Consider the following 22,593-nt stretch of genomic DNA (forward strand, 5'->3'; position numbering starts at 1 on the left):
GTCGTCATAGCACTGAACTCAACCTGGAGTCGCTCGATGTCCCTTCGCCTGTTACCGCTGCTTGCCGTTCTGTTGTTGTCGTTCATTACGACGGCGCACGCCGCCAAGAGCGTGGATGTCGACTTCAACGTCAAGTTCGTCCCCGAGCAGGATATTGCTGAAGTCGAACTGCTTGTAGAAGACGGCAGCGTTATCCAATACATCGATTTCAATCTGGGTGACGAAGGGCTGTACAGCGGCTTCGTGACCGATCCGGAGGGCAGCTGGCAGGAAGAGAACGGCCGCGGCGTCTGGCGGCCGGTCGCTGGCAAGGCGCGGCTGAGCTATCGGGTCAAGGTCAGTCACCAGCGCAAGAATGGACGCTTCGATGCGCGAATGACGGACGACTGGGCGTTGCTGCGCGGTGACGATCTGGTTCCCGCCGGCCGTATGGATCATCAGGACGGCGTCAAATTGATCTCCCGACTGCGGGTCGAGCTTCCGAAAGAGTGGAAAAGCGTCGAGACGGGCTGGCCCCGTATCGGCAAGAACCGCTTTCGCATCGACAATCGGGAACGCATGTTCGATCGTCCGACCGGCTGGATTCTTGCCGGCAAGCTCGGCAGTCGTCGGGCCAGACTCGGTGAAACCGACGTAACGGTAGCCGGCCCGGTGGGCGAGGGGTTGCGGCGGATGGATATTCTCACGCTGCTCACGTTCGTCTGGCCTGAAGTACAGAACGTATTCCCGCGTGATCCGAAGAAACTGCTGATCGTGGGCGCCGGGGATCCTATGTGGCGGGGCGGTCTCTCGGGTCCGAACTCTCTGTTCATGCATTCTGACCGGCCGCTGGTCAGCGAAAACGGCACCAGCTCACTGGTGCATGAACTGGTCCATGTGTTCAGCCGTATTACCGATGCCGACCGCAGTGACTGGATCAGCGAAGGGCTGGCCGAGTACTACGCCATCGAGTTGATGCGCAGGGCCGGCGGCATGAGCGAAGATCGATACCAGCGGGTGCGTGAGCACCTGACTAAATGGAGTCGCAAAGTCACTAGTCTGCGGACCGAACATTCCAGCGGTCCCGTCACGGCCAGGGCGGTGCTGTTGTTACAGGAGCTCGACCGCGAGATCCGACAGCGCACCAAGAACCGGCACTCGCTAGACGATGTCGCGCGCGGCCTGATGCGCCTCGACAAGACCACCACCGAAGACTTCATCGATATCACCGAAACCATGCTGGGCGGCGCCTCGGCCGTGTTGGACACCCGTCTGTTGCGTTGAGATACGTGAGGTTGGGGCGCGCCTGGGCAGATGATCCAATCCAAGGAGTTGCCATGAGCCTGATCGATTTACGCAGCGATACGGTCACACAACCTACGACCGGTATGCGCGAGGCCATGCTGAGTGCGCCTACCGGCGATGACGTTTACGGCGAAGATCCTACCGTTCGACTGCTGGAGCGAACTCTGGCGACGCAGCTGGGCATGCAAGCGGGTTTGTTCGTACCCAGCGGTACCATGAGCAATCTGCTGGCGCTGATGTCGCACTGCGAGCGCGGTGATGAATATGTCACCGGCCAGTTGGCGCACACCTATAAATACGAGGCGGGTGGCGCCGCGGTGCTCGGCTCCATCCAGCCCCAGCCGATCGAAATGGAAGTTGACGGCTCGCTGGATCTGGAGCGAGTCGCGGCGGTGATCAAGCCGGACGATTTCCATTTCGCCCGGACTCGCCTGCTGGCGCTGGAAAACACCATGCAAGGCAAGGTGCTGCCGCTCGAATACCTGGACAAGGCTAGAGCATTCACCCACGAGCGAGGACTGGCGCTGCACCTCGACGGTGCCCGGCTGTTCAACGCTGTGGTGAAGTTGGGGTGCACGGCGCACGACATCAGCCGTTACTTCGATTCGGTATCGGTGTGTCTGTCGAAAGGGTTGGGTGCGCCGGTCGGCTCGGTGCTTTGCGGTGACGAGGCGTTCATTGCCAAGGCGCGGCGGCTGAGAAAAATGGTCGGCGGTGGCATGCGCCAGGCCGGTGTGTTGGCTGCGGCCGGACTCTATGCACTGGAGCATCATGTGCAACGCTTGGAGCAGGACCACCGGCACGCGCTCGCTATCGCCGAAGGGCTGCAAGCGTTGGGTTACGCGGTCGAGCCGGTACAGACGAACATGGTTTATGTACATATGGGCGATCGCGCGGCGGCGCTGAAGGCGTTTTGTGCGGAGCGCGGCGTCATCCTCACCGCTGCGCCAAGGCTGCGGATGGTGACGCATCTGGATGTGCGGCCCGAGCATGTCGAGCCGATCGTCGAGAGCTTCGCCGCTTTCGTCAGAGCATAGGCTCGAATTGCTGTCGAATAGCTTGATTCAATCTCACTTATCCACTATGCGCGCGGCGTTGGCCCGATATAATGCGGCCCTTTGCCGGCTATCCGTTTGGATAGTTGCGAACCGGCCCCCGGTGCCGCCTCGCCGTGTCGTTTTGCAGCCGTTCGGCCGCTGTCTTCTGGAAGAAATCTATGAAAAGCGCAGAAATCCGTGAAGCCTTCCTCCGCTTCTTCGAAGAGAAGGGTCACACTCGCGTGGCCTCCAGTTCGCTGATCCCGGCGAATGATCCGACCCTGTTGTTCACCAACGCGGGCATGAACCAGTTCAAGGACTGCTTCCTCGGTCTGGAGAAGCGCGCCTACACCCGCGCCACAACCAGCCAGAAGTGCGTCCGTGCCGGCGGCAAGCACAACGACCTGGAAAACGTCGGCTATACCGCGCGGCACCACACCTTCTTCGAGATGCTGGGCAACTTCAGTTTCGGCGACTATTTCAAGCGCGATGCCATTACTTATGCCTGGGAATTCCTGACCTCGCCCAAGTGGCTGAATTTACCGTCCGAGAAGCTCTGGGTCACTGTGTACGCCACTGACGACGAGGCCTACGACATCTGGACCAAGGAAGTTGGCGTACCGGCCGAGCGCATGGTGCGCATCGGCGACAACAAGGGCGCGCCCTACGCCTCGGACAATTTCTGGGCTATGGGTGACACTGGCCCCTGCGGACCTTGCACCGAAATTTTCTTCGACCACGGCGAGCATATCTGGGGTGGCCCGCCCGGTTCGCCAGAAGAAGATGGTGATCGCTACATCGAGATCTGGAACAACGTCTTCATGCAGTTCAACCGCACCGCCGATGGCGTCATGCATCCGCTGCCGGCGCCGAGCGTGGATACCGGCATGGGGCTGGAGCGCATCAGCGCGGTGTTGCAGCACGTCAATTCCAACTACGAGATCGACCTGTTCCAGAGCGTGTTGAATGCGGCTGCTGAAGCTATCGGTTGCCGCAACGAAGGGCAGGCTTCGCTGAAGGTCGTCGCCGACCATATCCGTTCTTGCGGTTTTCTGATCGCCGATGGCGTGACGCCTTCCAATGAAGGTCGCGGCTACGTGCTGCGCCGCATCGTTCGCCGCGCCTGCCGTCATGGCAACAAGCTCGGTGCGAAGGGCAGTTTCTTCTACCGCATCGTCGCGGCGCTGGTCGCCGAGATGGGCGAGGCCTTTCCTGAGCTGAAACAGCAGCAGGCGCACGTCGAGCGCGTGCTGAAAACCGAGGAAGAGCAGTTCGCCAAGACCCTGGAGCAGGGCCTGAAGATTCTCGAACAGGATCTGGCCGAACTGAAGGGCAGCGTCATCCCCGGCGAGGTGATCTTCAAGCTTTACGACACCTACGGCTTCCCCGTCGATCTCACCGGCGACATCGCTCGCGAACGCGAACTGACACTGGACGAGGAAGGCTTCGAGCGCGAGATGGAAGCTCAGCGTGAGCGCGCGCGGTCGGCCAGCGCCTTTGGCATGGACTACAACAGCTTGGTCAAGGTCGAGGGCGAAACGCGTTTTACCGGTTATCTCGGTACCTCTGGCAGCGGCAAGGTGTTGGCGTTGTTCAAGGAAGGCATGGCAGTACAGAGCCTGTCGGCAGGCGAGGAGGGCGTGGTCGTCCTCGATGAGACGCCGTTCTATGCCGAGTCAGGTGGGCAAATCGGTGACTGCGGTTATCTGTCCGCTGACGGGCTGCGCTTCGATGTGCGCGATACCAGCAAGGCTGGTGGTGCATTTCTACACCACGGCATTCTCGATAGCGGCAACCTGCAGGTGGGCGGGACTGTCGATGCCACTGTCGACGCATCGGTTCGTCAGGCCACGGCGCTGAACCATTCGGCAACGCACCTGCTGCACGCGGCGCTGCGGCAGATTCTGGGCGAACACGTCAGTCAGAAAGGCTCGCTGGTCGATAGTCAGCGTCTACGCTTCGACTTCAGCCATTTCGAGGCGATCAAGCCTGAGCAGCTCAAGGCGCTGGAAGACAAGGTGAACGCTGAGATTCGCGGCAACTCCGCAGTCGAAATCGAGGAAACCGACATCGAGACGGCGAAGAGCAAAGGGGCGATGGCCCTGTTCGGCGAGAAGTACGGCGATCAGGTGCGAGTATTGACCATGGGCGGAGGCTTCTCGGTCGAGCTCTGTGGCGGCACTCACGTCAAGCGCACCGGCGACATAGGATTGTTCAAAATCACCAGCGAAGGCGGCGTGGCTGCCGGTGTGCGGCGTATCGAAGCGGTCACCGGCGCGCAGGCGCTGGCTTATCTGAACGGCGCAGAAGACCAGCTGAAAGAAGCCGCCGCGCTGGTCAAAGGCAGTCGTGAAAATCTGCTGGATAAGCTGGGTGCGATGCTGGAGCGCAATCGTCAACTGGAAAAGGAGCTTGAACAGCTCAAAGCCAAGGCGGCTAGCGCTACCGGCAATGATCTTGCCGGCTCCGCTGTCGATGTGAATGGCGTGAAGACCTTGGCAGCCCGTGTCGATGGCCTGGATGGCAAGGCGTTGCTGGCATTGGTCGATCAGTTGAAGAACAAGCTCGGCAGCGGCGTGATTCTGCTCGGCGGCGTGCAGGACGAAAAGGTTGTGCTGGTGGCTGGCGTGACCCCGGATCTCACCGGCCGTTTGAAGGCAGGTGATTTGATGAAGCAGGCGGCTGCGGTTGTCGGTGGCAAGGGTGGCGGCCGCCCCGATATGGCGCAAGGTGGCGGCAGCGATGCGGGGCGCCTCGACGAGGCGCTGGCACTTGCGCTCTCGTTTGTAGAACAAGGCTTGTAAACAGAGCGGCCATTGCGCCGCTCTGTTCATTAGCAGGGCACAGAGATTATTGGACAACGCATCGCAGCCGGGCAGGCCGCTGCCCGCTTGCAATGAGCGATGCTTGGGTAGGCAGGTTATTTAATGAGCGCCCGTGATGGGCTTAGGCGGCTATGAGATGGCTTTGATCGTACAGAAGTTTGGAGGTACCTCGGTGGGCTCTGTCGAGCGCATCGAACAGGTGGCGGCGAAGGTCAAGAAATTCCGCGACAACGGCGACGACATCGTCGTGGTGGTTTCGGCCATGAGCGGCGAAACCAATCGCCTGATCGATCTGGCCAAACAGATCAGCGAGCAGCCCGTGGCCCGCGAGCTGGATGTAATGGTATCGACCGGCGAACAGGTCACCATTGCCCTGCTGGCGATGGCATTGATCAAGATTGGCGTACCGGCTGTGTCCTACACCGGTAGCCAGGTTCGTATTCTCACCGACAGCGCGCATAGCAAGGCGCGTATTCTCCAGATCGACTCGCAAAACATCCAAAAGGAACTCAAGGCCGGCCGCGTGGTGGTCGTTGCAGGCTTCCAGGGTGTAGATGAGAGCGGCAACATCACTACGCTCGGCCGCGGCGGTTCGGATACCACGGGTGTCGCGCTCGCAGCTGCGCTGAAGGCGGACGAGTGCCAGATCTACACCGACGTCGACGGTGTCTACACGACCGATCCGCGCGTGGTTGCCAAGGCTCAGCGCCTAAACAAGATCACCTTTGAAGAAATGCTCGAGATGGCGAGTCTCGGCTCCAAAGTGCTGCAGATTCGCGCCGTGGAATTTGCCGGAAAATACAGCGTGCCGTTGCGCGTGCTGCACAGCTTTCAGGAGGGTCCGGGAACCCTCATTACACTTGATGAAGAGGAATCCATGGAACAGCCCATCATCTCCGGCATCGCTTTCAATCGTGACGAAGCCAAGCTGACCATTCGTGGTGTGCCGGATACGCCCGGGATAGCCTTCAAGATTCTCGGCCCGATCAGCTCGGCGAACGTCGAGGTCGATATGATCGTGCAGAACGTCGCGCACGATAACACCACAGACTTTACCTTCACTGTCCACCGGAACGACTACCATAACGCGCAGCAGGTACTCGAGGGCATTGCGCGGGACATGGGCGCACGGGAAGTCATCGGCGATGTCGATATCGCCAAGGTGTCGATAGTCGGCGTCGGTATGCGTTCGCATGCGGGCGTCGCCAGCCGGATGTTCGAGGCGCTGGCGAAGGAAAACATCAACATCCAGATGATTTCCACTTCGGAAATCAAGGTTTCGGTTGTGATCGAGGAGAAGTATCTGGAGCTGGCGGTGCGGGCGCTACATACCGCATTCGAGTTGGACGCTCCGACCGCAAAAGGTGATTGATTCGACGGAATTGCGTTAATCCGCACCTTCTGTCGATTTGAATGAGCCGAAAGGAACTTTAGAGACGTTTTTGCTGGTCAATAGCTGGTGAAAGGCTCTAGGGTCGATGTCTCACGGAACATTATCCGTTTTTATCTTTGCAGACTGTTTACTGAATTGAATCCGTTTTTAAGGAGAAAGGAATGCTGATTCTGACTCGCCGGGTCGGAGAGACCCTGATGGTGGGTGACGATGTGACTGTCACTGTGCTGGGTGTTAAGGGAAATCAAGTGCGCATTGGAGTGAATGCACCCAAAGAGGTAGCGGTGCATCGCGAGGAGATTTACCAACGGATCCAGAAAGAGAAAGATCAAGAACCAAGCCATTAATATTTATGTGATTTTTGGCTTTGCAAGCGGGGTAAAGATGGGTATCATGCGCCCCGTGTTGCGGAGAGGTGGCCGAGTGGCCGAAGGCGCTCCCCTGCTAAGGGAGTACATCTCAAAAGGGTGTCGGGGGTTCGAATCCCCCCCTCTCCGCCATTTTGCATAGTTAGATAGTGAGTCGATTTAGCTGTTTGGTTTGATGAAAATCATTGAATTAAAGAGCTTGACCAACAAATTCACGAATCTATAATGCGCACCCTTAGTGCACTCATAGCTCAGCTGGATAGAGTACTCGGCTACGAACCGAGCGGTCGGAGGTTCGAATCCTCCTGAGTGCGCCATATTAAACGAGTTACAAAAATGTGATTCGTTGTTGTAACCAGCGGTGATCTGGTTTATCAAGCGCTTATGCACTCATAGCTCAGCTGGATAGAGTACTCGGCTACGAACCGAGCGGTCGGAGGTTCGAATCCTCCTGAGTGCGCCAACCAAAAAGGGCCTGCAGCGATGCAGGCCCTTTTTTATTGTTCAGGGTTTACCTCGAACACAGCCGCGCTCGTCGAAGCTGACGGTCCGCGTCCGTCCCTTGTCGCTACGGTAGCGATACTGCATTTGCCCGTTGCGATTGGTTACGGTGTCAGGCGTGCCGAAGGTGCTTTCGATGTCGGCGCGGGTCATGCCTGGAAGGATCTGCTGGCTTATGAGTGCATTGCGTCTCGCGCTGCCTGTTACGCGGTTTCCGCAACCATCGTCCTGTTTGCCTACAACGGTGAGCTGCCTGGTTTCTTCCCTGACGGCCTTGTGTGCTTTCCTTGGTTTGGCTAGGGGAACAGCCTTGCCGGAGCTTGGCGTGGGATTTAGCGCTTCTTGAATTTGAGCGGTCTGATTCGTAGGGCAACCCTGTCGGGTAAAGGTGAGGTTGCCTGCTTCATCGACGCAGCGATAGATGCGTGCTCCTAGCGCCGGGGTCGTGATGAGAAACAGGGCGCAGCAGCTTGCGGTGAGAAGTTTGTTCATTGTTCGTCCTCCTTGACGATCGGTTGGGCAGCCTAACCAATAATTTGTTGTGCCGCAGTCGTGTCTTCTCGCAACGTGAATGCGTCGACACTCCGGCGCAACCGGTTGTATTACCTGCACTTATGAGGCTGACGCAGTGGTTGCGGTGGTATCATTGCGCGGTCCGCCCCTCTCGGGGCTTCTGGATCCTTCTCATGGATTTGCCCAGTAGTCGTATAAAACCTTTTCTTGCCAATCACGTTCCGAATGATTGATCCCCTGGTGCGCTCCGACCGCTGGGGGTGGAGTGCGCCATGATTGAAGTAGAAGCAAAAAAGCCGCAGGAAAGTCTCCAGGATCGTCTGGCGCAAGTCGTCGAGTTGCTTCATCGACACAAGATCGTTGAAGACCTGGCGCACCGCCAGGAAGGGCAACACCAAGACATCGTCGAGAATCTGGTGCACCGCCAGAACCTCGTCGAGCTGCAGCGCAAACTGGAGGCGCTGCACCCGGCAGACATCGCTTACATTCTCGAAGCATTGCCGCTCGATGAGCGCCTGACGGTTTGGCAGCTGGTCAAGTCAGACCGAGATGGCGACATTCTTCTTGAGGTCTCTGACGCCGTACGCGAGACGCTGATCGCCGACATGGACGATCACGAACTGCTGGCGGCTGCCAAGGAAATGGATGCCGACGAGCTGGCAGACCTGGCCGCGGAGCTGCCCCGTGATGTCGTCCATGAGCTGATGGAAACCCTCGATGCGCAGCAGCGGGAGCGTGTCCGCTCGGCGCTGTCTTACGAGGAGGATCAGGTTGGCGCGCTGATGGACTTCGAGATGGTCACGATTCGTGAGGATGTGAGTCTCGAAGTGGTTCTTCGCTATCTGCGGCGCCTGAAGGAGTTGCCAGGGCATACCGACAAACTATTCGTAGTCGATTACGACGGGGTACTCAAAGGGGTCCTGCCCATCAAGCGCTTGCTGGTCAACGATCCGGAGCGGGACGTCTCCGAGGTGATGGCCAGCGATCCGGTGACTTTCCATCCGGACGAGGATGCCTACGAGGCTGCTCAGGCATTCGAGCGTTATGACTTGGTTTCCACGCCTGTGGTGGACAAGGGCGGCAAGCTGATCGGGCGTCTGACCATCGATGAAATGGTCGACCTGATTCGCGAGGAGAGCGAAAGCGAAGTTCTGAACATGGCGGGTCTGCGCGAAGAAGAAGATATTTTCGCGTCGGTCTGGAAGTCGCTGCGCAACCGTTGGGCTTGGTTGGCGGTAAATTTGATCACGGCCTTTATCGCTTCACGCGTGATCGGTCTGTTCGACGGCTCGATCGAAAAGCTGGTCGCATTGGCTGCGTTGATGCCCATTGTCGCCGGCATCGGTGGTAACTCCGGCAATCAAACCATCACCATGATCGTTCGGGCGATGGCGCTGGATCAGATGGGTACGGGCAATAGTGCTCGCTTGCTGCGTAAGGAAGCAGGTGTCGGCATGCTGAATGGTCTGATATGGGGTGGAGTCATAGGCATGGTGGTCTATTGGCTCTATGGCAGCTGGTCGCTGGGGGTGGTGATGACCGCAGCGATGACTCTCAATCTCCTGTTGGCAGCCTTGATGGGGGTGCTGATTCCAGTGACGCTAGCCCGTATGGGGCGGGATCCTGCGCTCGGCGCCAGCGTGATGATCACCGCCGTGACCGATAGCGGTGGGTTTTTTATCTTTCTCGGTCTGGCGACTGTTTTCCTGCTCTGATTCCTTCCCATCTACAGCGGCCTGGCGTTTGCTTTGCTGTCGTTTTTCGAGCTACTGTTCTGAGGTTTCGCCTTGGCGAAGTCTCTAGAACACGATGCGAATAACAGGCGGCCCGAGCCGCTGATTAGACAGGAAATACTGATGACCCCTAGCGAACTCCTGCTTGAAGGCGTCGAACTTATGCTATTCGGCCTAGGTTCTGTCTTCATCTTCCTTGTCTTATTGATTGCATGCATCCGACTGATGGCGTTTGTAATCGCTCGCTTCGATAGTACGCCAGCAGCACAGGCAGTTTCCGTCAAGCCTGCCACTTCGGGCGCAGCAGCTGAGCTGGACGCGGACGTTCTTGCTGCCATCCAGGCCGCTATTCATCAGCACCGCGCCCGTCGCGGTTGATCAGAACAGGGAGTTCACTCATGAATTCTGTAAAACGACCGCTCGGCATAACCGATGTGGTTCTACGTGATGCCCATCAATCCATTCTCGCCACTCGTGTACGTCTCGAGGACATGCTGCCGATTGCCGCCAAGCTCGATCAGGTCGGGTTCTGGTCGGTCGAATCTTGGGGCGGTGCGACCTTCGATGCCTGCATTCGCTATCTCGGTGAAGACCCTTGGGAACGCATCCGTGAACTGAAGAGCGCGATGCCCAAGACCCGTCAGCAAATGCTGCTGCGCGGTCAGAACCTGCTGGGCTATCGGCATTACGCCGATGACGTGGTGGAGAAATTCGTCGAGCGGGCTGCGGTCAATGGCGTCGACGTATTCCGCGTATTCGACGCGATGAACGATCCTCGCAATCTAGAAACCGCACTGCGGGCCGTCAAACAGCAGGGCAAACATGCCCAGGGCACCATTTCCTACACCACCAGCCCGGTGCATACCCTAGAGATGTGGGTTGATCTGGCCAAGCAGATTGAAGACATGGGCGCCGATTCGGTAGCGATCAAGGATATGGCCGGCATCCTCGCGCCTTATACCGCCTATGAGCTGGTGTCGCGTCTGAAAGCAAGCCTGTCCATTCCAATCCATATGCAGTGCCACGCCACGGCGGGCCTTTCTACTGCAGCGATTCTCAAAGCCGTCGAGGCGGGTATCGATAACGTTGATACAGCCATTTCTTCGCTGTCGATGACCTACGGCCATTCGCCGACCGAGTCGGTGGTGGCGATTTTCCAGGGCACCGACCGGGACACGGGCCTTGATCTGGGGCTGCTGGAGGAAGTCGCTGCGTATTTTCGTGAGGTACGTAAGAAGTACGCGAAATTCGAAGGCACGCTCAAGGGCGTCGATTCGCGCATCCTCGTGGCGCAGGTGCCGGGCGGCATGCTGACCAACATGGAGGGCCAGCTGAAGGAGCAAGGTGCCCTCGACAAGTTCGATCAAGTACTGGTCGAGATCCCTCGGGTTCGTGAGGACCTCGGTTTCATTCCGTTGGTGACGCCGACTTCGCAGATCGTCGGTACGCAAGCGGTGATCAACGTACTCACCGGCGAGCGCTACAAGTCCATCACCAAGGAAACTGCCGGGATCCTCAAAGGCGAATACGGCTCCGCGCCAGCCCCGTTCAATACCGAACTGCAACAGCGTGTGCTCGACGGCGCGGGCGTCATTACCTGCCGTCCCGCCGATCTGCTGCAACCGGAAATGGATAAGTTGACGGCCGAGCTGAAAGCGCTGGCGCAAAAGAAAGGCATCAGGCTGGCCAAGGACGAAATCGATGACGTCCTGACCTACGCACTGTTTCCACAAATCGGCCTCAAGTTTCTCGAGAACCGCGGCAACGCCGCCGCCTTCGAGCCGGTGCCGACCGGTAACGACAAGGCATCGCGTGAGCCGGACGTACCCGAGGTCTACACCGTCGAGGTCAACGGCAAGTCGTTCGTGGTGCAAGTCAACGAAGGTGGCGACATAGAAGGTCTAAAGCCGATCGGTGAGGTGGCGGGTGCAGCGCCTGGAGCTGCTGCCGCTCCGGCCGCTGGCGCGGGTGAGCCGCAGCAGGCTCCGCTGGCGGGCAATATCTTTAAAGTGCTCGTACAGCCCGGTCAGTCAGTTCAGGAGGGTGATCTGGTCATCATTCTCGAAGCCATGAAGATGGAAACTGAAATCCGTGCATTCAAGGCCGGCACCGTTTCAGGTGTGAACGTCAAGGTCGGCGATGCGGTGTCAGTGGGCGACAGCCTGCTGACCATCGCTTAAGGAGCGCTGCATGGATAAGTTGCTCAAGCTGTGGCAGAGCACCGGCTTGTATCATCTGGAGCCCGGTCAGTTGCTGATGATCGTGGTGTGCTTGGCATTGATCTATCTGGCGATTCGCAAGGGCTTCGAGCCCTTGCTGCTGATCCCGATCGGGTTCGGTGGTCTGCTTGCCAACATTCCGGTCGCCAACATGGCCGAGGGTGCGGGCATTCTTCATCTGTTCTACGAAGTCGGCTTGCCGACCAGCGTGTTCCCGCTGCTGATCTTCATGGGTGTGGGAGCGATGACGGATTTCGGGCCGATGTTGGCCAATCCCAAGACCTTGTTGCTCGGTGCGGCGGCGCAGTTCGGTATCTTCGCCACCTTGCTCGGCGCACTGGCGCTGGCAGCGGCGGGGATTCCGGGTATGGAGTTCACCCTGCGCGAAGCGGCTTCGATCGCGATCATCGGTGGTGCCGATGGCCCGACCTCGATCTTCGTGACGGCGAAGCTCGCGCCGCATCTGCTGGGTCCGATTGCTGTGGCAGCCTACTCGTACATGGCGCTGGTCCCGTTGATTCAGCCACCCATCATGCGAGCACTGACGACCAAGGAAGAGCGCGCCATCGTCATGAAGCAGCTGCGTCATGTCGGTCAGGCGGAAAAAATAGTCTTCCCGCTCATGCTGGCCTTGATGGTCGGTTTGCTACTGCCCGATGCGGCGCCGCTGGTAGGCATGTTCGCCTTCGGCAATCTGTTGCGTGAGTGCGGGGTGGTCGATCGCCTGGCTGATACCTCGCGTAATGCGCTGATCAACATCGTCACCATCGCGTTGGGATTGACCGTCGGTTCCAAGCTGTCTGCCGATGCCTTCCTGCAGCTGAAAACGCTTGGAATCCTCTTGCTTGGGATGGTCGCGTTTTGTGGTGGTACCGCCGCCGGGGTGCTGATGGCCAGGGTGATGAACATGTTCAGTTCGAACAAGATCAATCCGCTGATCGGCTCGGCAGGCGTATCGGCGGTACCCATGGCGGCGCGGGTGTCGAACAAGGTTGGGCTCGAGGCGAATCCGCAGAACTTCCTGCTCATGCACGCCATGGGCCCGAACGTGGCAGGAGTAATCGGCTCGGCTGTCGCCGCCGGTGTGCTGCTTAGTTTTGTGGGTTAGCTAGTTTTTTTTCAGGCTCCTCGCAGGACGCCTGCCGTCGGTAACAATGAATGCTTGTACCCGAGAAGGTGCAGGCATTTTTGTTTCCAAGTTAACGCGGTGCCATTCACGTACTTAGCGAACCGATGCATGAGGCGATGCTTGGTCGTCAAACCAAGCTTTTCCCTGTTGCTCGAGCGTTGTATAGCGCGTGCGCCCTGCTAGCCGTTTCCTCGATCCAGGCCTTAGATCAAGCAGATAATGCTCAGATGATGCGCCGCAAACGACAACGCCCCGACTGTGTCGAGGCGTTTGTAAGTCCGCAGGCTGTCGGCGATGGTTAGTCTTCTTTTGCAGCTTCGGTGTCTTGCGCGATCAGGGCGATCAGGGCGTTCTGCTGGCGATGGGCAAGCTGACGAAAACGCTGGAGCAATTCACGCTCATGAAGTGTCAGTTCTGGGCTGTCCAGTCGCATACTCAAATCGTCGTCGAGTGCGCCTTCTTGCAGAAGGCTTTGCTCCAGGCGAGCGATGATCTCCGAGTTCATGCTGCGATGATGATTGCGCGCAACCTCGGCGATACGCTCCCGCATTCCGTCTGGTAGCCGAACCACGAATTTGTCAGCCGTGCGGCTGGAGTAAACTGCCTGCTTCATAGGGCGCATATTAAACCGGTTAGTCAGGTGGAGATGGTGGCTTATTGCCGTTCTAGTCCCGGTCTGACAACCAAACAGCACTCGCTGTTCCGCGACCTGAAAAAAAATGCTAGGCGGCTTTATGGCGCCAATTATACGACGACACAGATCAGAGTAAAGACGTGATGATGGCGAAACGCCGTTACTGTGATCAGCTACTGATCTTTATCCGTTAATCGCGTCCTAGCGTAGTACTGGATCGAATTTAATCCGTCGACCGATCAGAAGTGATATCACGAAGAGAACGCAAAAAAATACCGTGCCTCCTTTTGCGACCGGCTCCCACATGTCGGGAAGGGCGGTACCAATGCTCAGTGCGCCACAGATGATGCTGAGCAGAAGGAAAAGGCAGCCATAAATAGACATCCGTTATCTCCTTGATGAAACAAAACGCAAGGTCTTAGAAGACCCACCGTTGCGGTTGCGTGGGCGTGCTCATTGCTTGGCTAATGGTTTGCGCTGGCATTGTCAGCCTATGAACCGACGGGGTAGCGGCTTGCTCTAATGTGGCAGTTGGAGCGTGATCTGGTTCCTGTGCTGTTACCTGTAATTGCATCACAGCGACCACGGCCAGGATGGCTGAACTGAATAAGTAAGCTGGGCGTAGCATTGGCGGCTCCTTCGCAAATGGTTCGCATGGCTTAAGCATTCGGTGTGCCATCTTTTATAATAAGAAAATTCCTTATTTTTCATAAGCTTACGTCAGCCTATTTTGTGTTCACGATGCGTTTTGCATGATGCATAGAAAAGCACGATGCAAAATGCAATATAAGGTTAGATCGTGGTTTCAACCTCTAGTTATACGCTGGATGATGGACTGGCTCTGTTGCCAAGCGCATGACAAACGAGCCGAGGCTCGCTAACATGGCGCGCCTAACGCGTCCCAGTAGCTCAATTGGATAGAGCATCCCCCTCCTAAGGGGAAGGTTGTGAGTTCGAACCTCGCCTGGGACGCCAGCTTTCTCCAATAGATCACGGCATCCCGGCGCCGTCTGGCCTATCGATAAGCCGCGCCGGGATAGTTCATGATCAATCAAGGTGACGTCGGTTGAACGGCTTGTCGGAAGCCGCTCTGGCCATTTGCTCGTCTTTTCGTAACGGAGCATCTATCTCAGCTGAAGCGGCCGCTCGGCTGGTCGCGTCGTGCTTCGCGTTGTAGTTGGTAGACGAATCGTTCGATCTGGCGTTGCGTCAGGCCACTGATGCGATAGAAGCGCATTCCGCAAAAAGTGACATCGAGCTTTTCATCGAAAACGACATGCCGTAGTTCGGCCGCCGTTGTGATGGTGCCAAAGGGAAGCCTTGCGGAGAGGTGTTCGTACACTCGTCCCGTCTGTAGGCCACTCTGAAGGTTGCCTTGGAAGCTCAGCTTGCAGCCAGTCGCCGACATGTCCAGCACTTTACCTTCAACAGGCTTGATAGTTTTGTCGCTGAGTTCGGCAACGATAGGTTGGCCAGCCAATGAGGCACGGTACGCGTTGCGTCGTTGATGGTAGAGGACTTGATCGGGTAGGGGTGCCCAGTAGCAGCGAGCATCTTCCAGTTCGTCTGGATGCACCGGGTGATCATTGCTCCAGGCGATGCGCACGCCTTCGTAATAGCCTTCAACCTGAAAGGCTTCCCCAGACGCCATCAGGCGCTCGCCGTCGTTGGGTATCAACTCGTCGAGTGCAATCCAGCCCTTCTCACGGTTCATTTCAACCACATAGGTCTGATAGCGCTGGTTACGGTCAACGAATCGGACCAGTAGCGGGATGTGGTTATCCAGCAGTTGCTTCAGAGTCGCGTGGATCTCGGTTGTTGTCTTGAGGATCTGTGGGGGCTGCGGGCCTCCGTCCTCTGCAAACGGATTGGACACTTAGCATTGCTCTCCGGCATGTAACGATGTCGGCCGCATAATAGCATTTTGCCTTCATTTGGCTGCGGTCAGGCCTGGCTAAGCGGGCGATGATTTGCTGTTCTGGCGGTCGCGCCTCGGCGATCGTAAAGATCTGGCGTCTGGTTGCTACCCTGCAGTACATGCAGCATGGCGCCTACTGCACTCTTATTGGCGCGAATAAGCTTGCCGTTGCGGTCGTTGGAATTACGGCAGGTTTCTAAAACGCTCTCGAGCTGCTCCGCATGGGCAAGAATGTCTTCGCCTATCGCCGAGCTCGCGACAAAAGTCGCCAAGCCTTTTTTATCGGCGCTAAGCTGCGCCCTGGCAAGGGTCTGGCTGCGGAGAGCGCCATGCTGACCCAGCAGCGCCAGGAGTGTCTGCTTTTGTGTGAGCAGCTGCTCCAGGCCTGCGAGGTTGCGCTCGGCAAGTGCCTGGTACTCGGCATCGATGAGCTCAAGAAGCTTTCGGGCGGTGCCGATATCGTCAACCAGCTGTTGAAGCAATTCGGTATCTTGCATAGTGGTCTCTAATGCGCTGACGCCTGGCTACCTTTTACTGGGTTCAACGCTGGCTTTCGAACGCTAGCAGTTTCGATGCCACTCGCTGAGGATCTACCTGATAGCTGCCATCGGCTATCGCCTGCTTGATCTGAGCGACACGCTCCTGATCGACAGAGGGTTGCTGGCCCAACTTTTCAGCAGTCTGCTGCAGACGTTGTGCTTCCGGGCTCAACTGAACGCTCTCGCCGGATACAGCCGTACTACTACTGGTGTTCTTCACCGCATCGGCAGCAGGCTGCGGAACCGTTGGCCGCTCCGTGTTCTGTACATTGCTGCTTCGCCCACTGCTCGGTGGGGTGACGGCCCCGTTGGGCCGGTTGAAATCGATAGCCATGATCGAAACCTCGAATAAGTCAGGACGCTTGCCTGCTTTTCGGCAAAGCCATGGGAAACTTTAGCTTTATTTTCCCGGAGTGGCTGCGGCAGCGTCAGTCCTTCTCACATCGCGACTTCCACCTGACCGGGACCGACGACGCGGGCCTTGATAACGCGACCAGATCGCTGATTTTTGACCCTGATCTGACTGCCAAGTGCGCCATCGGATAAAGCTTCGCCTGGCATTCTCACATTTATTGACGAACTTTTCGCGCTGATTACGACCTGATCGCCTTTGCGCACGATTTCCGCGAGCGAAACAGCGTTAGGCGTAAGCACCTGATCGGGAAGGGCGCTGCGGGTGATTTTGTTACCGAGAACCTGGTCGTAAGCCGTCAGGTAACCCTGGGTGAGCAGGCTGACGTCCCGTTCGGCAAGAGTCACGTCGGCTTGCTCCAAGATGCTTTCGCGCGCCAGCGGCCGCCGGGCGACTATTACTTCGCGGAACAAATGGACCTGCGCGGGGACGAAAACGGACCAGGGCGCCGAGCCTTCGCAGCTGACCCGCACGGTTGTGCGGCCAACCGGTTGCGCAGGGCTTTCCAGTTTCGTAGTCAAAGGGCGATCGCAATGTGCCAGGCGCAGACGGGGGTCGAGTCTGTTGACCTCGATCTGATGGCGGGCCTGGATTTGGCTACGCTGTAAATAGTCGGTCACCTCACGCTCAAGAAATCCGCGTGCTGCGTCGATAAGCTGTTCAGGCCTTGTTGCTGAGTCAGCAAACTGGCTCAGCCCGCATAACGCCGAAAACAGGATCGCTCGACAAAGCGCGATGCAAGGACGCCGGAAAAAAGTCATCTGTTCGTTCATGTCATGGCAGAAGCAAAGGGCGTGCCGGTAAATCTGCCAGATATTCTGAACACCATTTCGCAAAGCAAGAGGAACTGGCATGGCCGGTGTATTGGATTCGGTTAACCAGCGTACCCAGCTGGTGGGGCAGAATCGTCTGGAGTTGCTGCTGTTCAGGCTGGATGACAAGCAGCTCTATGGCATCAACGTGTTCAAGGTCAAAGAGGTGCTGCAGTGTCCTCGGCTCACCATCATGCCTCGGTCCAGTCCGGTTGTGCGTGGCGTGGCGAACATACGTGGCAGCACGCTTTCGATTCTCGATCTTTCCTTAGCTACCGGAAAACCTGCATTGCAGGATCTCTCCAATAGCTTCGCCATCATCGTTGAATACAACAACAAGGTGCTCGGGTTTCTGGTGCGATCGGTGGAGCGGATCGTCAACATGAACTGGGAAGCCATTCTGCCGCCGCCCAAAGGCGTCGGGCCTGATCACTATCTGACAGCCGTCACCCATGTGGATGGCCAGATGGTCGAAATCATCGACGTGGAAAAAGTGCTAGCCGAGGTGGCTCCCGTTTCGGAGGTGCTATCGGTTGGTATCGCGGACGAGGAAACCACCAGCAAGGCGTCATCCAGCCGGGTTCTGATCGTCGATGATTCCTCGGTTGCGCGGAAACAGATAATTCGTTGTCTACAGAATCTGGGAATCGAGGTGGTTGCACACAACGATGGCCGCCAGGCGTTGACCTACCTGCGAAAGTTGGTAGCAGACGGCAAGAAGCCATCCGAGGAATTCGTCATGATGATTTCAGACATCGAGATGCCTGAGATGGACGGCTATACGTTGACCACCGAGGTTCGTCAGGATCCGGCCATGCGGGATTTGCACATTCTGCTGCATACTTCGCTCTCCGGTGTGTTCAACCAGAGCATGGTCAAGCGAGTCGGTGCGGACGATTTTCTCGCCAAATTTCAGGCGGACGATCTGGCCAGCCGGGTGATAGAGCGAATCCGAACTACGGATAAGAACTGAGGCATGTCCTCTTCAATACGACTGGTGGGCCTTATCAGTGTCAGGTGATCCGGATTTCGATCAGTTTCGAGTGTTCCTAGAGAAGACGTGCGGCATTCTGCTGGGTAGCAACAAGCAGTACCTCGTAACCAGCCGGCTGAACAAGCTGATGGAGCAGCAGGGGCTCAAGAGCCTTGGCGATCTGGTCAGGAAAATTCAGGCCCAGCCACGCAGCGGTCTGCGTGAGCAGGTCGTGGATGCGATGACGACCAACGAAACGCTCTGGTTTCGCGATACCTATCCATTCGAAGTGCTCAGGAGCCGGACCCTGCCGGAGCTCCTGAAAACCGCGCCGGGTCAACGCCTGCGTATATGGTCGGCTGCCTGTTCCTCGGGGCAGGAACCTTATTCGTTGTCGATGACGGTCGACGAATATGAACGCAGCAACCCCAGCCAACCTAAGTTGGCAGTTCAGATCGTCGCTACCGAGCTGTCTGGCACCATGCTTGCTGCAAGCAAGGCTGCGGAGTACGACAGTCTGGCTATCGCGCGGGGATTGTCGAGCGAGCGCTTACAGCGTTATTTCGACGTCAAGACACCAGGCCGTTGGGTTGTCAAACCAGCGATTCGAAACCGCGTCGAGTTCCGTGTTCAGAATCTGCTCGATAGCTATGCGGTACTGGGAAAGTTCGACGTGGTGTTCTGCCGTAACGTGCTCATCTACTTTTCTGCGGATGTGAAGAAAGACATTCTTCGGCGTATTCACGCCACGCTGAAGCCGGGCGGCTATTTGTTTCTCGGGGCATCCGAGGCGCTTAACGGGCTTCCCGAGCTGTATCAGATGATTCAATGCAGTCCAGGCATCATCTATAAGGCCAAGTAGAACGGTCGATACCTGCAGCGTCGCAGCGAGGCGGCGGCAGAAATCTGTCGGTCATGAGTGAAGAGGCGGCAAAAACATGGAAAAGCTTTGCCGCTTTTGACGCATCGCTCCTGATGCGTTGCTATAAATCCCTTCTAAATCAGTTGTTTATCGAAATGGCATGGCCTTTGCTGGTGGTTTGCTAAGCAGACTGTATCCGGCAGAGGGCCAGATCATGAGCATCAGTTTCGATAAAGCTCTGGGTATCCACGAAAAAGCACTCGGGTTCCGCGCTCAGCGGGCCGAGGTGCTTGCCAACAATATTGCCAACGCCGACACGCCTAATTACAAGGCGCGTGATCTGGAGTTCGGCAGTGTTCTCGCTGCCCAGCAGAGCAAAAACCAGGGCGAGTTCGGCGTCGCTGTCACCAGCAGCAAGCACATCGCGGCGCAAGGGTTTGAGATTGCCGATCCAGGCCTTCGATTCCGCACGCCGATGCATGCTTCGCTGGATCAGAACACTGTCGATGCGCAGGTCGAGCAAGCCGCCTACGCCGAGAATGCCGTCGACTTCCAGGCAAGCTTTACCTTTCTCAACAGTAAGTTCAGGGGGCTCATGAGCGCCCTGCGTGGCGAATAACAGGAGCGAAGCCCATGTCCCTTAGCAGCGTATTCAATATCGCCGGCAGCGGCATGAGTGCTCAAAGCACTCGCCTCAACACCATTTCCAGCAACATCGCCAACGCCGAGACCGTCTCGTCCAGCGTCGATCAAACCTACCGCGCCCGCCATCCTGTCTTCGCGACTATGTTGCAGCAGGCCAACGGTTCGCCAAACGGATCCCTGTTCGCCGAGCAGGATCAGGCCGGTGCCGGTGTTCAGGTACTTGGCGTGGTGGAAGACCAGAGCGAGTTGCAAGCCCGTTACGAGCCCAACCATCCGGCTGCGAATGAAGAAGGCTACGTCTATTACCCGAACGTCAACGTCGTGGAAGAAATGGCGGACATGATCTCTGCCAGTCGCTCGTTCCAGACCAACGCCGAGTTGATGAACACGGCCAAGACCATGCTGCAGAAAGTACTGACCCTGGGCCAGTAACCCTTACGAGAGATAGCCATGAGCACGACAGGCGGCGTCAGCGGTACCGGTTCGGTACTCGACCAATATCAGATCAAAGATCGCGAAGTAAAAAGCAACGATCTCGGCAAGAACGAGTTTCTCGAGCTGCTGGTAACTCAGCTGAACAACCAGAACCCTCTGGAACCTCAGGAAAACGGCGAGTTCATTGCCCAGCTGGCGCAATTCAGCACCGTAGAGGGCGTCGAGAAACTGAACTCGAGCATGGAAACCATGCTATCGGGCTATCAGTCGTCCCAGGCGCTGCAGGCGTCGTCGCTGGTCGGCCGCAAGGTGATCGTGCCCACCGACAAAGCGGTCGTCGATACCAGCGAAACCTTCAAGGCCAGCATGGTATTGCCTACGACCAGCAGCAACGTATCGGTCAACGTTTATGACAGTGCTGGCACGGTGGTCAACCGGATCAACATGGGCCAGCAGGAAGCCGGAAATGTTTCGTTCATGTGGGACGGCAAGGATTCGAGCGGCAATACCTTGCCGCCTGGAACCTACCGATTCGAAGCACAAGCCACCTATCAAGGCGAGACCAAGGGTTTGTACACCTTGCTCCCTGCCAACGTAGACAGCGTCACGCTCGGACAGAACGGCGGGGAGCTGATGCTCAACCTGGCCGGTGTAGGCAGCATTGGGCTGTCCCAAGTCCAAGTCATTGGTCAGTAACTGCCGGCACACCCGGTAACAGGAGCAATTCATGTCGTTCAATATCGGCCTTAGCGGCATGCGTGCCGCCAGCAAAGACCTCAACGTTACAGGTAACAACATCGCTAACGCCGGGACTGCTGGCTTTAAACAGTCACGTGCGGAGTTTGCTGATGTGTATGCCTCGTCTATGGGCGTAAACAAGAACTCCGTCGGGAGCGGGGTACAGCTGGCGAACATTTCCCAGCAATTTACCCAGGGCAACGTCAACTACACCGGAAATGCACTGGATCTGGCAGTTAACGGAAAGGGCTTTTTCCAGGTCAGTAACAACGGCGCAATGAGTTACACCAGGGCCGGTTACTTCGGAACTGATCGGCAGGGGTATCTAGTAGATAACTTTGGATACAACCTTCAGGGCTATATGACTGATGCCAACGGAACACTCGGCGACACCGTTGGGAATTTGCGAATTCAGTCCGGCAGTCAGGAGCCCAAGCCAACCAGCAAGCTGGATCAAGTTTTCAATCTGAACTCTACGAGCACAACACCAACGACTGCTCCGTTCAATGCTGCTGATCCGGCTACTTACAACTCCTCGACTTCGACCAATATCTACGATTCGCAAGGCAATGCCCATGTGCTGACCCAATATTTCATAAAGCAGCCGAGCCCGGCCAATACTTGGGCGATGAACGTACTGGTTGACGGAAGAAACCCAAGCGGCCCGCTGGGTGATCCTGCGTCTGTCGATCTTGCGGAGCGTGCAGCGTCCAGTGCAAACACAGCCCAAGGCGTTTTTGATGCTGTCAATGCTGGATCTCCACATCCTGCTGTACTTGCGGCGGCCACGGCGGCTTTAGGCTCTGTAGATCCAGCACCCACGGCTGACACTGTTCTGCAAGCTGTAAGGAGGGCGTCGGAGTCTTTAGCTACGGCGCCGTTCACCGCCACCTTGGCATTTAGTTCCGCAGGCAAATTACTAAGCAGCACATCCGCCGATTTTTCCTTTAATGAGGATGGCACGATGGCACTGACTAATTGGAATCCCGCCGCATCGGACGGTGGGTCGCCAGCGGTTTGGGCTGACAACGGGGCAGATGCCAGCGCCGACGGTATTACTTTAGATTTCCGTAACGCCAGCCAGTATTCCAGTGCCTTCGCTGTCACTAGTGTCAGCCAGGACGGCTATACCACCGGTGAGTTAGCGGGTTTGGAGATCGATGAGACGGGCCAAATTTTTGCTCGCTATACCAACGGACAGTCTAAAGTTCAGGGACAGGTAGTACTTGCCAGTTTCGCTAACGAGCAGGGCCTGACACCGGTAGGGAAGACACAGTGGGTTCAGTCTTTCGAATCTGGTGATCCAGTACGTAATCCGCCGGGTGTGGGCACTATGGGTGCTCTTCAGGCCGGCGCCTTGGAAGACTCCAACGTCGAGCTGTCGGACCAATTGGTCAACCTCATCGTGGCGCAGCGCAACTATCAGGCGAACGCCAAGACGATCGAAACCGAAAGCGCGATCACACAGACGATCATCAATTTGCGTTGATGAGTCGCGGCGGCAGTCGCTGCATGGCGGAATTCTGCCGCTCCGTCTTTTCAAAGGCCCTTCGGGGCCTTTTCTTTTTTTAATAACTCTTGCAAATCAGCGGGTTAATCCTTGGTTCGCTGTTGGCATGTGGA

22 protein-coding genes and 4 tRNA genes are annotated in these 22,593 nt (G+C 57.1%); 19 read left to right on the forward strand and 7 right to left on the reverse strand.

Annotated features, from left to right (window positions below; all coding sequences use genetic code 11):
* The first annotated feature begins 36 nt into the window (after positions 1-36).
* From NA645_RS06705 to NA645_RS06740, 8 genes are all read left to right on the forward strand, one after another.
* Positions 37-1,263, forward strand: coding sequence for a hypothetical protein (locus tag NA645_RS06705; protein ID WP_181102363.1), 1,227 nt, complete (start codon positions 37-39; stop codon positions 1,261-1,263).
* 53 nt (positions 1,264-1,316) lie between these two features.
* A complete protein-coding gene (gene ltaE / locus NA645_RS06710) occupies positions 1,317-2,321 on the forward strand; it encodes a low-specificity L-threonine aldolase (RefSeq protein ID WP_181102361.1) in 1,005 nt (334 codons plus the stop codon).
* Positions 2,322-2,500: 179 nt separating this feature from the next.
* Positions 2,501-5,125, forward strand: coding sequence for an alanine--tRNA ligase (gene alaS / locus NA645_RS06715; RefSeq protein ID WP_256048126.1), 2,625 nt, complete (start codon positions 2,501-2,503; stop codon positions 5,123-5,125).
* A 157-nt stretch (positions 5,126-5,282) separates the two neighbouring features.
* Positions 5,283-6,518 carry an aspartate kinase gene (locus NA645_RS06720; protein ID WP_181102357.1) on the forward strand — a complete coding sequence of 412 codons (1,236 nt, stop codon included), beginning with the start codon at positions 5,283-5,285 and terminating at the stop codon, positions 6,516-6,518.
* A gap of 182 nt (positions 6,519-6,700) precedes the next feature.
* Positions 6,701-6,886, forward strand: coding sequence for a carbon storage regulator CsrA (csrA, locus tag NA645_RS06725; RefSeq protein ID WP_003283978.1), 186 nt, complete (start codon positions 6,701-6,703; stop codon positions 6,884-6,886).
* 62 nt (positions 6,887-6,948) lie between these two features.
* Positions 6,949-7,039, forward strand: a tRNA-Ser gene (locus NA645_RS06730).
* 108 nt (positions 7,040-7,147) lie between these two features.
* Positions 7,148-7,224: transfer RNA gene (locus NA645_RS06735), tRNA-Arg, on the forward strand.
* Between the two features lie 69 nt (positions 7,225-7,293).
* Positions 7,294-7,370: transfer RNA gene (locus NA645_RS06740), tRNA-Arg, on the forward strand.
* Between the two features lie 41 nt (positions 7,371-7,411).
* On the opposite strand, the gene NA645_RS06745 is transcribed toward NA645_RS06740, so the two are convergent.
* Complete coding sequence (locus tag NA645_RS06745; RefSeq protein WP_256048127.1) at positions 7,412-7,900, reverse strand: DUF4124 domain-containing protein; 489 nt, start codon at positions 7,898-7,900, stop codon at positions 7,412-7,414.
* Positions 7,901-8,193: 293 nt separating this feature from the next.
* On the opposite strand from NA645_RS06745, the gene mgtE reads away from it, so the two are divergent.
* The 4 genes from mgtE to NA645_RS06765 all read left to right on the forward strand — a co-directional run bounded on the left by mgtE (position 8,194) and on the right by NA645_RS06765 (position 12,981).
* The gene (mgtE, locus tag NA645_RS06750; protein ID WP_256048128.1) at positions 8,194-9,636 is read left to right on the forward strand and encodes a magnesium transporter; all 1,443 of its coding nucleotides are present in this window, start codon (positions 8,194-8,196) and stop codon (positions 9,634-9,636) included.
* Between the two features lie 141 nt (positions 9,637-9,777).
* Positions 9,778-10,032 (forward strand): OadG family protein, encoded by a 255-nt coding sequence (locus tag NA645_RS06755; protein ID WP_256048129.1) that lies wholly within the window; start codon positions 9,778-9,780, stop codon positions 10,030-10,032.
* A gap of 20 nt (positions 10,033-10,052) precedes the next feature.
* On the forward strand, positions 10,053-11,834 hold the full coding sequence (gene oadA, locus NA645_RS06760; RefSeq protein ID WP_256048130.1) for a sodium-extruding oxaloacetate decarboxylase subunit alpha: 1,782 nt from the start codon (positions 10,053-10,055) through the stop codon (positions 11,832-11,834).
* Between the two features lie 10 nt (positions 11,835-11,844).
* The gene (locus NA645_RS06765; RefSeq protein WP_131648408.1) at positions 11,845-12,981 is read left to right on the forward strand and encodes a sodium ion-translocating decarboxylase subunit beta; all 1,137 of its coding nucleotides are present in this window, start codon (positions 11,845-11,847) and stop codon (positions 12,979-12,981) included.
* Positions 12,982-13,300: 319 nt separating this feature from the next.
* Here the strand turns inward: NA645_RS06765 and NA645_RS06770 are convergent, their stop codons facing one another.
* Entirely contained in the window at positions 13,301-13,624 is a 324-nt protein-coding gene (locus NA645_RS06770) for an Arc family DNA-binding protein (protein WP_131648409.1), read from the reverse strand.
* 213 nt (positions 13,625-13,837) lie between these two features.
* Entirely contained in the window at positions 13,838-14,020 is a 183-nt protein-coding gene (locus tag NA645_RS20190) for a PA3371 family protein (RefSeq protein ID WP_256056899.1), read from the reverse strand.
* A 514-nt stretch (positions 14,021-14,534) separates the two neighbouring features.
* Between NA645_RS20190 and NA645_RS06775 the strand changes: the two genes are divergently transcribed.
* Positions 14,535-14,611 (forward strand) — tRNA-Arg (locus NA645_RS06775).
* A 154-nt stretch (positions 14,612-14,765) separates the two neighbouring features.
* Here NA645_RS06775 and NA645_RS06780 read toward each other — a convergent pair.
* The 4 genes from NA645_RS06780 to flgA all read right to left on the reverse strand — a co-directional run bounded on the left by NA645_RS06780 (position 14,766) and on the right by flgA (position 17,278).
* Positions 14,766-15,512, reverse strand: coding sequence for a flagellar brake protein (locus NA645_RS06780; protein ID WP_256048131.1), 747 nt, complete (start codon positions 15,510-15,512; stop codon positions 14,766-14,768).
* 68 nt (positions 15,513-15,580) lie between these two features.
* Positions 15,581-16,051: a flagella synthesis protein FlgN gene (locus tag NA645_RS06785; RefSeq protein ID WP_256048132.1), complete on the reverse strand. Its 471-nt coding sequence runs from the start codon at positions 16,049-16,051 to the stop codon at positions 15,581-15,583.
* A 43-nt stretch (positions 16,052-16,094) separates the two neighbouring features.
* The gene (gene flgM / locus NA645_RS06790; RefSeq protein ID WP_256048133.1) at positions 16,095-16,427 is read right to left on the reverse strand and encodes a flagellar biosynthesis anti-sigma factor FlgM; all 333 of its coding nucleotides are present in this window, start codon (positions 16,425-16,427) and stop codon (positions 16,095-16,097) included.
* A gap of 104 nt (positions 16,428-16,531) precedes the next feature.
* Positions 16,532-17,278 carry a flagellar basal body P-ring formation chaperone FlgA gene (gene flgA, locus NA645_RS06795; protein WP_256048134.1) on the reverse strand — a complete coding sequence of 249 codons (747 nt, stop codon included), beginning with the start codon at positions 17,276-17,278 and terminating at the stop codon, positions 16,532-16,534.
* A 79-nt stretch (positions 17,279-17,357) separates the two neighbouring features.
* On the opposite strand from flgA, the gene NA645_RS06800 reads away from it, so the two are divergent.
* The 6 genes from NA645_RS06800 to NA645_RS06825 all read left to right on the forward strand — a co-directional run bounded on the left by NA645_RS06800 (position 17,358) and on the right by NA645_RS06825 (position 22,459).
* Entirely contained in the window at positions 17,358-18,290 is a 933-nt protein-coding gene (locus tag NA645_RS06800; RefSeq protein WP_256048135.1) for a chemotaxis protein CheV, read from the forward strand.
* A 37-nt stretch (positions 18,291-18,327) separates the two neighbouring features.
* Positions 18,328-19,152, forward strand: a complete 825-nt coding sequence (locus NA645_RS06805) for a CheR family methyltransferase (RefSeq protein WP_256048136.1) — start codon at positions 18,328-18,330, stop codon at positions 19,150-19,152.
* A gap of 214 nt (positions 19,153-19,366) precedes the next feature.
* Positions 19,367-19,771: a flagellar basal body rod protein FlgB gene (gene flgB / locus NA645_RS06810; RefSeq protein ID WP_197444778.1), complete on the forward strand. Its 405-nt coding sequence runs from the start codon at positions 19,367-19,369 to the stop codon at positions 19,769-19,771.
* A 14-nt stretch (positions 19,772-19,785) separates the two neighbouring features.
* The gene (flgC, locus tag NA645_RS06815; protein ID WP_256048137.1) at positions 19,786-20,229 is read left to right on the forward strand and encodes a flagellar basal body rod protein FlgC; all 444 of its coding nucleotides are present in this window, start codon (positions 19,786-19,788) and stop codon (positions 20,227-20,229) included.
* 18 nt (positions 20,230-20,247) lie between these two features.
* Positions 20,248-20,928, forward strand: a complete 681-nt coding sequence (flgD, locus tag NA645_RS06820) for a flagellar hook assembly protein FlgD (RefSeq protein WP_256048138.1) — start codon at positions 20,248-20,250, stop codon at positions 20,926-20,928.
* A gap of 31 nt (positions 20,929-20,959) precedes the next feature.
* Positions 20,960-22,459: a flagellar hook protein FlgE gene (locus tag NA645_RS06825; RefSeq protein ID WP_256048139.1), complete on the forward strand. Its 1,500-nt coding sequence runs from the start codon at positions 20,960-20,962 to the stop codon at positions 22,457-22,459.
* The last annotated feature ends 134 nt before the right edge of the window (positions 22,460-22,593 follow it).

Source organism: Stutzerimonas stutzeri, assembly GCF_024448955.1.
Classification (GTDB): domain Bacteria; phylum Pseudomonadota; class Gammaproteobacteria; order Pseudomonadales; family Pseudomonadaceae; genus Stutzerimonas; species Stutzerimonas stutzeri_AQ.

Excerpts from the sequence above, each read along its gene's own strand:
- NA645_RS06705 (WP_181102363.1), top strand. The coding sequence starts at position 37 with ATGTCCCTTCGCCTGTTACCGCTGCTTGCCGTTCTGTTGTTGTCGTTC.
- ltaE (WP_181102361.1), top strand. The coding sequence starts at position 1,317 with ATGAGCCTGATCGATTTACGCAGCGATACGGTCACACAACCTACGACC.
- alaS (WP_256048126.1), top strand. The coding sequence starts at position 2,501 with ATGAAAAGCGCAGAAATCCGTGAAGCCTTCCTCCGCTTCTTCGAAGAG.
- NA645_RS06720 (WP_181102357.1), top strand. The coding sequence starts at position 5,283 with ATGGCTTTGATCGTACAGAAGTTTGGAGGTACCTCGGTGGGCTCTGTC.
- csrA (WP_003283978.1), top strand. The coding sequence starts at position 6,701 with ATGCTGATTCTGACTCGCCGGGTCGGAGAGACCCTGATGGTGGGTGAC.
- NA645_RS06745 (WP_256048127.1), bottom strand. The coding sequence starts at position 7,900 with ATGAACAAACTTCTCACCGCAAGCTGCTGCGCCCTGTTTCTCATCACG.
- mgtE (WP_256048128.1), top strand. The coding sequence starts at position 8,194 with ATGATTGAAGTAGAAGCAAAAAAGCCGCAGGAAAGTCTCCAGGATCGT.
- NA645_RS06755 (WP_256048129.1), top strand. The coding sequence starts at position 9,778 with ATGACCCCTAGCGAACTCCTGCTTGAAGGCGTCGAACTTATGCTATTC.
- oadA (WP_256048130.1), top strand. The coding sequence starts at position 10,053 with ATGAATTCTGTAAAACGACCGCTCGGCATAACCGATGTGGTTCTACGT.
- NA645_RS06765 (WP_131648408.1), top strand. The coding sequence starts at position 11,845 with ATGGATAAGTTGCTCAAGCTGTGGCAGAGCACCGGCTTGTATCATCTG.
- NA645_RS06770 (WP_131648409.1), bottom strand. The coding sequence starts at position 13,624 with ATGCGCCCTATGAAGCAGGCAGTTTACTCCAGCCGCACGGCTGACAAA.
- NA645_RS20190 (WP_256056899.1), bottom strand. The coding sequence starts at position 14,020 with ATGTCTATTTATGGCTGCCTTTTCCTTCTGCTCAGCATCATCTGTGGC.
- NA645_RS06785 (WP_256048132.1), bottom strand. The coding sequence starts at position 16,051 with ATGCAAGATACCGAATTGCTTCAACAGCTGGTTGACGATATCGGCACC.
- flgM (WP_256048133.1), bottom strand. The coding sequence starts at position 16,427 with ATGGCTATCGATTTCAACCGGCCCAACGGGGCCGTCACCCCACCGAGC.
- flgA (WP_256048134.1), bottom strand. The coding sequence starts at position 17,278 with ATGAACGAACAGATGACTTTTTTCCGGCGTCCTTGCATCGCGCTTTGT.
- NA645_RS06800 (WP_256048135.1), top strand. The coding sequence starts at position 17,358 with ATGGCCGGTGTATTGGATTCGGTTAACCAGCGTACCCAGCTGGTGGGG.
- flgB (WP_197444778.1), top strand. The coding sequence starts at position 19,367 with ATGAGCATCAGTTTCGATAAAGCTCTGGGTATCCACGAAAAAGCACTC.
- flgC (WP_256048137.1), top strand. The coding sequence starts at position 19,786 with ATGTCCCTTAGCAGCGTATTCAATATCGCCGGCAGCGGCATGAGTGCT.
- flgD (WP_256048138.1), top strand. The coding sequence starts at position 20,248 with ATGAGCACGACAGGCGGCGTCAGCGGTACCGGTTCGGTACTCGACCAA.
- NA645_RS06825 (WP_256048139.1), top strand. The coding sequence starts at position 20,960 with ATGTCGTTCAATATCGGCCTTAGCGGCATGCGTGCCGCCAGCAAAGAC.